General features: G+C 62.5%; 7 protein-coding genes and 1 pseudogene. 4 read left to right on the top strand and 4 right to left on the bottom strand.

Going from position 1 to position 10,783, the window contains the following annotated elements:
• Nucleotides 1–24 precede the first annotated feature (24 nt).
• Entirely contained in the window at nt 25–741 is a 717-nt protein-coding gene (locus X946_RS09235; protein ID WP_038746071.1) for a histidine phosphatase family protein, read from the top strand.
• A gap of 29 nt (nt 742–770) precedes the next feature.
• Nucleotides 771–1,586: a phosphorylase family protein gene (locus X946_RS09230; protein ID WP_038746069.1), complete on the top strand. Its 816-nt coding sequence runs from the start codon at nt 771–773 to the stop codon at nt 1,584–1,586.
• 200 nt (nt 1,587–1,786) lie between these two features.
• Here the strand turns inward: X946_RS09230 and X946_RS09225 are convergent, their stop codons facing one another.
• On the bottom strand, nt 1,787–2,278 hold the full coding sequence (locus X946_RS09225) for a hypothetical protein (RefSeq protein ID WP_038746067.1): 492 nt from the start codon (nt 2,276–2,278) through the stop codon (nt 1,787–1,789).
• A gap of 120 nt (nt 2,279–2,398) precedes the next feature.
• Between X946_RS09225 and X946_RS09220 the strand changes: the two genes are divergently transcribed.
• The gene (locus tag X946_RS09220) at nt 2,399–3,241 is read left to right on the top strand and encodes an NAD-dependent epimerase/dehydratase family protein (RefSeq protein ID WP_038746317.1); all 843 of its coding nucleotides are present in this window, start codon (nt 2,399–2,401) and stop codon (nt 3,239–3,241) included.
• Between the two features lie 18 nt (nt 3,242–3,259).
• Nucleotides 3,260–4,003: an SDR family oxidoreductase gene (locus tag X946_RS09215; RefSeq protein WP_052145040.1), complete on the top strand. Its 744-nt coding sequence runs from the start codon at nt 3,260–3,262 to the stop codon at nt 4,001–4,003.
• A 420-nt stretch (nt 4,004–4,423) separates the two neighbouring features.
• Here the strand turns inward: X946_RS09215 and X946_RS30690 are convergent.
• The 3 genes and pseudogenes from X946_RS30690 to X946_RS30685 all read right to left on the bottom strand — a co-directional run bounded on the left by X946_RS30690 (nt 4,424) and on the right by X946_RS30685 (nt 10,775).
• A pseudogene (locus X946_RS30690) lies at nt 4,424–5,386 on the bottom strand (transposase).
• 515 nt (nt 5,387–5,901) lie between these two features.
• Nucleotides 5,902–6,228 carry a hypothetical protein gene (locus X946_RS33520; RefSeq protein ID WP_152611664.1) on the bottom strand — a complete coding sequence of 109 codons (327 nt, stop codon included), beginning with the start codon at nt 6,226–6,228 and terminating at the stop codon, nt 5,902–5,904.
• 11 nt (nt 6,229–6,239) lie between these two features.
• Nucleotides 6,240–10,775 carry an RHS repeat-associated core domain-containing protein gene (locus X946_RS30685; protein ID WP_081989456.1) on the bottom strand — a complete coding sequence of 1,512 codons (4,536 nt, stop codon included), beginning with the start codon at nt 10,773–10,775 and terminating at the stop codon, nt 6,240–6,242.
• Between the last annotated feature and the right edge of the window lie 8 nt (nt 10,776–10,783).

Here is a 10,783-nt window from a genome sequence, read left to right as displayed (position 1 = left end):
GCGCGCCGCCGGAGGAGCAAGCCCGTGCACGATCGCTACCGCCTGATCCTGATCCGTCATGGCCAGACGCCGGACACGCTGGACGGGCGCTTCTGCGGCGCGCGCGACCCGGCGCTCACGGCGCTCGGGCACCGGATGGCGATCGAAGCGTCGCGACATCCGGCGCTGCGCGGCATCGCCGTCGTCGTGACGTCGCCGTCGCTGCGCGCGCGACAGACCGCGCGCCACATCGCCGACGCGAACTCCGTGTCGATTCTCGTCGACGAACGGCTGCGCGAACTGTCGTTCGGCGCGTGGGAAGGGCGCGTGCCCGACGACGTGCGCGACGAGCCGGCGTACCGGCGTTGGATCGACGATCCGGCGATCCACGCGCCGCCCGGCGGAGAAACCGGATTCGCGGTGCTCGCGCGCGTGATGTCGGCGGTGCGCGACGCGATCGGCATGTTCGACGACGTCGCGCTCGTCACGCACAAATCGCCGATCCGGCTGCTCGCGTCGTTCTACGGCGCGACGCCGCTGTCGCGCTTCCGGCAGATCGCCGACATTCACGCATGCTCGGTTTCGCTGATCGTGCGCGACGGCGGCGGCGTGGCGCTCGGTCCGCTCGGCGACACGTCGCATCTGTCGCTCGCGTGGCGAACCGATCCCGATCGCGCGCGCGCGCCGCCCGACGGTGCGGGCGCCCTCATCGACGACGGGGCGCGCGACGCGCCGCCGCTTATCGGAGGGCGCGACGGGTAACGCCCTCCATCACCCGACAGGAGTCGCGCATGTCACACTCGAAGCGCATCGCCATCATCGCGGGCACCGGTCTCGCCCGCGGCCTCGACGCATTCCTCGGCAACCGCGAGACGATCGAGAACGTGCGGGTCACGTTCGGCCGGCGCAGCGGCGCGGTGCTGCATTACACGACAGGCCGGATCGGCGGCATCGAGGCGATCGTCCTGCCTCGGCACGGCCCGACGCTCGAGATTCCCGACCGCAGCCCGTCCGAGCTCGTCGCCGAGCTCGGACACGAAGCGCACATCTGGCACCTGCACGAACTCGGCGTGCAAGCCGTCTACGCATTCAATTCGGTGGGCGCGATCGACCTCGATCTGCCGCTCGCCGCCGACAACGTGTTTCTCGCGCCCGACGACTACGCACGCGGCCTGTCGAGCGTCTCGCACAGCTTCGGCAATGTTGCGAAACACGTGCATCCGTCGATGCGCGAACCGTTCGACGCGCGGCTGCGCGCGAACTTCGCGCTCGCGGCCGACAAGGTCGGCGCGAAGCTGCTGATGCAGGGGCTGTACATCCAGTCGGGCGGCGACGCGTTTGAAAGCGTGGCCGAAGTCGAGACGTACCGCCACGTCTATCAGGGCCGGCGCAACCGCGTGCTCGGCATGACCGCGGGTGCGGAGCTCGTGCTGTGCAGACAGATGGAGATTCCGTATGCGCTCATCTGCGCGAACTGCAACTGGGCGGAAGGGCTCGATCCGGACAACGCGGTGACGCACGCATTCGTGCTCGCCGGCATGCAGCCCGCCGCCGCCACGCTCGCGAAGATCGCCGAGGCGGTGCTGCGCATCGAGGCTGAAACTTGAACGGATTGCGCGCAGTACGCTCGCGATCGGAAGCGGCGCGCGGCGACGACGCCGCCGCGGGACGGCGCGCGCCGTCCGCCGTTGCACGCGATGCGGCGACATCGCGGCCGATTCGGTCGATCGAGTCGTTTCGCTCGTGGCGGTCGTTTCGAGCGCTTCGGGGGCTTCGCTCGTTTTGGCCATATCGGCGCGAGCGTCGACTATTCGCGCAACGCATCGAAGCGCAGCCTCAGCAACGCCGCGCGCTCGAGATCCTTGCGCCGGCCGAACAGCGTCAGCATGCGTTCGAGCGCGAGCGGCGACGGCACCGGCACTTTCACGTTCGCGACGGCGACGTACCGCATCGAATCGACGACGACCTCGCGCCACGCACGGCCGTCGTTGACTTCGAGGCGGCCCATCACTTCGACGTCGAGCGGCGCGAAGCCGAATCGCGCGAAGCGGGACCGGAAACGCGCGCCGTCGGCCGGACGGAATTCGGCGCGGCGCGACGCGGCCCAATGCGCGATCGCGGCGTCGGCGTCGCGCACGCTCGTCAGCACATCGATGTCCTTCGGCGCGACGTCGACGCCGTACAGCGCGAGCGCCGCGCTGCCGATCACGCACCACGGATCGCGAAACATCGCCGTCATCGCCGGCACCGCCAGCAACAGTGTCTGTTCGAGCGCCGCTTCGACGGATGGTCGAACCATGGTTCCTCCGTGCGGCTGCGAAGCGCGAGGCCGCGCAGCGTGTGTGCCGACGAAGCGCGACCGCGCTCGGGCGGCCGCGACACATCGAAATCCTTACTTTAACGATTTTTGGAGGCGAGCATGACAAGGATCGTCATCACGGGTTCCGCCGGCAAGGCCGGCGCGTTCGTCGTGCGCGAATTCGCCGCGCACGGCTACGACACGCTCGGCGTCGATGTGAAGGCCACCGTCGTATCGAGCGCGCTCGGGCACCTGCCTTCGATGAAGGCCGATCTGCGCGACCTCGGGCAAGTGGTCGAATCGTTCGAGCGCGCGGATGCGATCGTCCATCTCGCGAACGTGTCGCTGCCCGGCATGTTCCCGCCGGGCAAGACGTTCAGCGACAACCTGACCGTCAACTACAACGTGTTCCAGGCGGCGCGCCTGCTCGGCATCCGCTCGGTCGTGTGGCTGTCGAGCGCCGCGGTCGTCGACGACCTGTTCGATCCGTCGGGCGAGATCGACGTGCCCGTGACGGAAGATTCGCCCGCGCGCGCGGGCTCCACGTACGCGCTGTCGAAGATCGTCACCGAGCAGATGGCCGACTTTTTTTGCGGCGAACACATGTCGATCGTCGGCCTGCGCGCGCCCGTGATCGAGGACCCGGCCGATTATCCGCACTATGCGAAGTATCACGGCGATCCGCAGCTGCGCCGCTGGCATCTGTGGTCGTACATCGACGCGCGCGATCTCGCCCGCGCATGCCGTCTCGCGGTCGAAACGCGGCCGCGAGGCGTGCATAACGTGTTCGTGTCCGCGCGCGACACCGTGATGGCCCAGCCGATCGATGCGCTGTTCGAGCTGCGCTTCCCCGGCGCGCCGGTGCCGGCGCGGCTGCGCGAATGCGGCAGTTTCTTCGCGCCGGAACATGCGAAGCGATTGTTCGGCTTCGAGCCGATCCATTCGTGGCGCGACGATCGATGAAACGGCGACGAGGTCATCATGGGCGCGACGCATTCGAACGGCATCTATTCACTTGACGGCCAGCGCGTGCTGATCGTCGGCGGATCGAGCGGCGTGGGGCTCGCGCTCGCGCGCGAGGCGACGCGGCTCGGCGCGCAAGCAATCATCGTCGGTCGGGATCGCGCGCGCCTCGATCGCGCGGTGGCGATCGTCGGCGCGGGCGCGATCGCCGAGGCGGCCGACGTACGCGAGCCGCGCGACGTTCGGCGGCTTGCCGAGCGCATCGGGCGTATCGATCATCTTTGCTTGAGCGTCGCTCACGACATCGCGCCGCATTCGATCGCGGACGATCTCGTCACGCTGAAACGGCACTGGGACAGCCTGTTCTGGTCGTCGCTCGTCGTCGTCAAGGAAACGCTCGCGCATCTCGCCGAGACGGGATCGATCACGTTCGTCACGGGATCGCTGAGCCGCAAGCCGGTGGCGGGGAAATCGCTGTTCACGTCGTCGCAGTGCGCGATCGAAGGCATCGCGCGGGCGCTGGCGGTCGAGCTTGCGCCGAGACGGGTGAATACCGTGGTTCCGGGGTTGCTCGATACGCCGCTGTGGAACGCGCTCGATCCGGCGCGGCGCGCGGCGTTTTTTGCGGGGCACGCGGCGAAGCTGCCGGGGAGGCGGATCGGGCGGGCCGAGCATGTGGCGGGGGTGGTGATCGCTTGTATGGTGAATGGGTTTGTGACGGGGGCGTCGATGACTGTCGATGGGGGGGAGCAGGTTGTTTAGCGGTGGCGTCATATGACGGACTCGCTCGTCAGGCGGGGCGCGCGATGGGCTGAACGCATCGGCGCGACGGCAAGCCGTCGATCGCACGTGAGGTGTCGTGGGCCGTATGTCCTTCGGCGTGAGTGCTGCGAGCATGCGTGGCATTCGCCGGAACTCGAGGAGGGTCGGGCGTTTTCGAAAGTGCTGTCGAACCATTGGTTGAGCGCGACGAGCGACGAGCGACGAGCGGTTGCGGTTGCGTGCGCGCTCGGCTTGCCTGCGTGGCGCGATCGCTTCGCGATGTCGATCGCGATCTCCTGCCCGAAACGGTGTCCAAAAAGATTGGGATGCAGTCCGCTTTTGCCGCATTGATCGCGTATCCCGTCCTGATACTGCTAATTGGTCCGGCCCTGAACAACTCGTATTGGTGCGCTGATGAAGTCATGCCGCCGATAGCGGAACGGATTTGAGCCCGAACCAAGCGATGAGAATCAGGGCGTAAAAAAGCCGTAGCTGCCTCAGGATCATCCGCAGCTTGTGGCCTGCGCCACAACAGCACCGCATGGATCGCATCGCCCAGCGCGCCCTTGAGCCAGTCGCGATCAAGTTTGCCGTCCGCCTTCATATGGCCGATGGCCGGCTCAATCGCGCTGCGCCGCCGAATCATCGCCCGCAAGCCTCGCGTGATGCCGCGTCTCAAACCCGGGAGATAGACCTTCACGCCATCGACGGCGACGCCCTTGTAGCCGCGGTCAACGACGGCGATCTCCGGTTGGACGTCACTCAGGATCGCTGCCTGTTCCAACGCTTCGCCCAGTGTGTGCCCGTCGTACGTGTTGCCCGGCATCGAGCGGGCGCCGACCACCAAGCCTTCCTTGTGCGTCGTCGTGATCGACACCTTCACACCAAATTCGTATGGCTTGCGCGCCTTACCTTTCGCCAGGCACTCGACTTCCGGCGCGTGCACCGCGTACAGCTTGTTCTTGTCCTTTTGCTTCTGCGACAGATTTCGCTTCGTGCGGCCAATCAAGTCTTCCAGAGCCGCCCGACTTTGTTCCGCGACGCCATCGAGTTGACGCTCTTGATGACGTGGACCCGTTTGGCTGCTTCAATCGTCTCGGCCAGCAGTTCTTCAACGCCGGCCTCACCCAACCGCTTGCGTCAGCGCGTCAGGCTCGACGGATCGATAGGCGGTTTGGTCTGCAAGTACAGCAGCCCCGCGATCAGCCGAGGCGAGGTCGCCGGCCGACCTTAGTGCGAGACGAAACTCGCGCTCATTGCCACACCAAGCCGATCCCAGTCGATCAGGCCGGACCGGCGAACCAGCGGATGCTTCAGGTTGATCTGCTCACGTAGCAGCTGGCGGAAGCAGTCTCCCTCTGGCACCGGCGTCTTCGGACCCATTCAAACCTCGTCGGAACTTGCAGGAAACTCACACCAATATGCCTGTGCCTTGCAAATCTCTCAACACCATTTCGGCCCCGCCACCTTGCCGCACAAACCGCTCCGCTTTGTTCATGGACGACTAAGTAATATTTCTATCGAGAGGTTTCATACGCACGCCATCAACCAGTCGACCCGATCCGGCATGTTCATTACGGCGCCTCTTTAAATAATCTTATATCTATGCAATAGGGCTCACTTCCCAATATCATATATAACCCATACATATTAAAACCGGAGGTCGCCTCACGAAGCATCCCACACAGATAAATCCATCCGAGAGTATTGTGTGAAAAGCAATATAATCATCCGTCAAGCGAAACGGGCACATTCACGCCTCATGAAACCTTAGAGTCAGGTCTTGCTTTGCAACATGCTTCGTCGAGCGATGTGTCAATACAAGACCTGACCTCCTGCGGGTCGCGGCTCTGTAACTCGGGGGACTTAGAATTTCAGCGTTCTTCTCTTGAAACTGCTTACTCCACCTTCTCATTTTGGCTCGGATCTCTATATGCTTCATCACGGAGAAGGTTTCTACGCGATAAAGATTTTAGATTCCGAACATCATTTAATATTTTCTCAATAGCCCTCTGAATACTCTCCAACTCTTCCATGCTAAACCTATAGCTCATCGCATTATCAATGGCAGCCGCCTCGCAAGCATGAGAATTATTAATAAAAAACATTATTTCATTGCTATATTCTGGGATTTTAATAACCGCTGACACGCCTCCGCACAATGAATTTGACTTCACATCGCCGAACGCATAGAGTCCAGTATAAATTTCTTTGCCTTTTCTCATAAATCACCATATCAACAGTTCTTTGACAACACTTCCGGTTGTTCCGGGGTAGGAAATCTTCCATCCAGAAGTTTATTCAATTGATTAACCCCCCTTCCATTTTTATCCGCAGGATTGATTCGCACATTTGCCTTTTGTGCCACGTAGAGCGTACGATTGTTTAGAGTCGCCCATACTTCTTCTCCACTTGGAAGAATCATCCTTTCGTAACTGATCTCCAATCCTTTGGGAAGTTCACCCAAATGTACGGCCTCATCAATCGCCTCCTGCACACTTCTTCCAGTCCATTCTCCTTGAGTGAATACATCTGAAATTGTATTTTGCGTGAACCACAAATCGAAAGGGTCCATCAATCCGAGAGGATCGATGTGAGTCCATGGGTTTGGCGCGTATTGATAGAGGTAAGAGCCACCTTCTAATCCGATAGGATCTTGGCTGATGAAGTAGCCAGTATTGGGATCGAAGTATCTGTGCCGGTTGTAATGCAGGTTCGATTCAGCGTCGTGATACTGTCCCTGCAACCTGAGTGGCTGCACGATCCACCGCTCAGTGCATTCGACGTCACCCCTAGGGCGATAATGCGCCTCCCATACAGCCCTTCCACTAGCATCATGCATCCGTACGGGTGCCCCGTTCGGATCATTCTGGTAAAAATACACCGTTCCTGCGACCGGTGCTAGTTGCCCCGATAGTCGCGTCGATACCCTACCCTCAGCCAGATCGCCTTGCACAATAGCGAGCGGCCGGAACGTTTCAGGATAGTAAATCCACTCACACACACGGCTAGCGACGGGTAGCGCTCCTGTGTCGGTTTGGCCATGCTCCGGCGAAGCAAGTGGCGACGGCCGTATATCCCCGTCTATGTCCAGATCGGACCCACTCCCTCCCTCCCCTCCCGTTGTGGACTCCCCAACCAGCGTATTGCCGTCCCAAAAGAACCGGCTCAGACGGTACAGCGGCTGCTGCGATGCCCCGCCTGTTGCTCCCTCACACACGACTTTACGAACCCGCCGCTGGAATGGATCGTACTCATACTGTGCGCGAATGTGTGTCGACTTCTCCCCTGAAATGGCAAGACCCGGCCGCACCGCCACCGTCTCAACGAGCTGCCCGGCCGCATCCCAACGCAGCGTCAGGTCCTGCGCGGCATCCTGCTTCCGAATAAGGTTGCCGACTCTGTCGTACGCGTAGTAGCAGCCTTCATATTCACCTTCACGCACCCAAGTGCCAGTCTTTGCAGCAGCGGCCGCATCCGCCGTGCGGCGCTCGCGTATGTGCGTCTTCAGCAAATCTCCGGCCGGGTCGTACAGATAGCGACGCAATTGCCCAGCGGGGTCGAGATGCGCGATCACCTGCCCCACCGGATCGTACTGAAAGCGCTCGATGCCGCCCCGAGAGTCGCGCTTTTCGACCAATTCGCCATTCGCGTCGTACGTATATTCGCTCGCGAAGAGCATGCCGGTGCCTGTTAGCAACGTACGCTGCGAGGCAAGCTGGCCGTCCGATTCGTACGACAGTTCCCGCCGCAACTCCGCGCCCAACTGCTCGGTGCAAATCTGCCCGAGCGCATCTCGCTCGAGCACGACCGGCGCGATGTCGTCGATCCGAATCGACGTGACGGCATCCAAAGCGTCGTATGCATAGCGAACGGTATGCTCGACAACCGCGCCCCCGGCAATAAGCCGGGTCCTGCGTGCTATCCGGTTGCCGGCTTCGTCGTAATCGCTGGCGATCGTGAAGTCGTCGCCTTGTCGCTCCTCGATCACGCGGCCCGCTGTGTCGTAACTGAACTCGACGCGGCAAGACGGATTCTGCGCGATCACCAAATCCCCGCGCCGGTCGTATGCGAAGCTGTCGATCCGGAGACCATCGCCATGTTCTGGATCAGGCACGCGCTTCTGCACGATGCGTCCGAGCCGATCGTATCGGTATTCGATCGTCTGCCCCAGAGGATCAGTGCTATAGAGCAGTTCGCCCGCAGCACCATATCGATAGCGTCGCGCTTGCCCCCAGTAGTCCGTCTCCACGACGATCCGCCCCAACGCATCGCGTTCGAGCGCGTATAGCTCGCCGCGTTCGTTCACGACGCCGATCAGTTGTTCTTCCGTGTCGTAGCGGTACTCAACGGTGGTGCCGTCGGGCGCGAGCCGTCTATTGACCTCTCCGAGCGCCGAGTACTCCATCTGCGTCACGTAGCCCATGGGGTCGCGATAACGAGACAGGTTTCCTTCAGCGTCGTACCCACAGTGAATCTCACGCCCGCCCGGCTCGATTGCGCGCATCAGATTGCCGTTGCGGTCGTACTCGTATTTGCTTTGTTGTCCGAGCGCATCGATTGCTTCGATGAGGTATCCGCGCGCATCGTACCGATACTGCGTGCGATGCCCCAACGCATCGATCTGCGCCGCGAGATCGCCGTCCCGGTGGTAATCGAATCGCGTGCTCGCACCGCGCGGCCCGGTATGTTCGACGAGCTGACCGTACTCGTCATATGTATAGCGAGATATCGCGCCCGACGGATCGATCTGCGCGAGCAGATTGCCGAACGTATCCCATTCGTAGCGCCACTGCCGGCCACCTATCAACGTCACGCAGACCGGGCGGTGATCGAGGTCAAATTCCGTTCTGACTGCGCTGCCGTCCGGCAACGTCTGCACGATCAAACCGCCATACGCGTCATATTCCCAAGCCGTCGTCCGCCCCGCCGGATCGATCACCGCGCTCGCACGCCCCTGCGCGTCATACCGATACGCGGTCACGCCGCCTAGCGGATCGATTTCAGCGACAGGCATCCCGCGCTCGTTCATCTGCATGATCGACGTATGCCCGAGCGAATTGGTGACGCGCGTCTCCACCCGCGCGCGATCGTAGACGAAGCGATAATCGAACAGCCCGTTGTCGCCCCAAGCATGATCGACGCGCCACACGCCGTCGTCGCCCTGCTGGTAGCTGTAGTAAAACGACACGCCGCGCGCGCTCGTATGGCTCACCATCCGATGGCCGGCCGTGTACTCGAAATGATGCGGATGCGCCATCGCATCGATCGCGGCCGCCAGATTGCGCTCGCGATCATGCTCGTAGCTCACGAGCGGATGCGGGTTCCCTCCCGCATCGATCAGCGTCAATGAAGTCAACAGCCCGGCGTGCAGCCCGCTGCCCGTGCCGCATTCGATCACACGCTCGGTCTGCCCGTCGCGCTTCCATTCGACGAGACGCACGAGCCCGCCATACACGTCACGCTCGAACACCCACGCATTGCCATTGAGATCGGCCATGCGATCGATCGGCAGCGTGACTCGCGACTCGCCATCGAGCGCCGCAACAGCATCTCGCCAACGAGAAGGCAGCACGAACCCGTATTCGATACCCTCACGCGTGCGCAGCACCATCCGCCCATCGTCGCAATACAACGCATGCCCATGCTGCCAGTCATACGTGCGCGCTGGCCAGCCGTCGCCGGCCGGCACCACGTCGAAAGCGGTCGCATGATCCGGAAAATGCGCGACCGCGCCGATCCCGTCTTCGTTGCGCATCAGTTCAAGCCGGATATCGGCGGGCGTCTGCCAGCCGAAGCCGACCGCGCCCGCATGACGATCATGGCTCGCGTAATAACGATCCCACACGAGCGGCAGCCTGCCGGACACGGTGAAGTCGTTCTGCTGCACGACCACTTCGCCTGTCGTCACGTCGACCGGTTCCGCCTTCAGCACCGTGCAACGCAAGAACCCCGACTTCAGATGCAGCTTGTCCGCAAGCTTCTTCGCCCACTTCGATCCCTGAAACGCCTTGAACATCCCCTTCGCGGCCGCCGCCATGTTCATCACGGGCGGCCCGCCGACGAGCACGGGCCGTCCGGCGGGAATCGGCAGCATCACCGAACTCGGCATCGACACATGCGTGCGCGCCGTATGCGCGCCGTTGTGCGGCGGCGGCTCGATCCCTTCGGCCCAGCAGCTCATCGCTGACAGCGCCATGTACGACAGCGGATCGTTGTTCGCGAGCACGGTGCGGCTGCCCATGTACGATTCGGCGTCGTCGGACGGCAGCGGATCGGGCGGCGCGAACGTTTCGCCGAGCGGAAAGTGCAAGCCCGGCACATGAAACGAATGCGTGCCCGCCGTCGCGCGCATCAGCCCGTTCACGAAGATCGGCCTGCCGGCGGTGGCGCCCGCTCCGACGCCCGCGCCCATCGCGTTCGCCGCGTCGCCTTTGATCGACGACACGTCGCGATTGAGCTTCAGTGCTTCCGCGACCATCGGATTGCTCGTGGCCTTCTTCATCTGGTCATCGAGCGAATCGAACGTATCGGTCAATTTCTCGACGTCGTCGGGATGATCCTTCAGATATTCCAGCACCGCGTCTTCGGCGATCGCCATCGCAATGCTGCCGATCACGCCCTTCGCCGCCTCGACGTATTCCCGCAGATCGAGCATGAAGCCGATGTGCGGATGCGGCAAGAACACGGGAGGCAGCCCCGGCGTGACGATCACGGAATGCACGTCGACGCCGACGACGGGATCGAGATGCTTGACGGCCGGCAGCGCCATGTTTTCCG

Origin of the sequence: Burkholderia sp. ABCPW 111, from assembly GCF_000773065.1 — a bacterium.
In the GTDB taxonomy this organism is placed as follows: Bacteria; Pseudomonadota; Gammaproteobacteria; order Burkholderiales; family Burkholderiaceae; genus Burkholderia; species Burkholderia savannae.
This window is presented reverse-complemented; position numbering and strand designations above follow the sequence as displayed.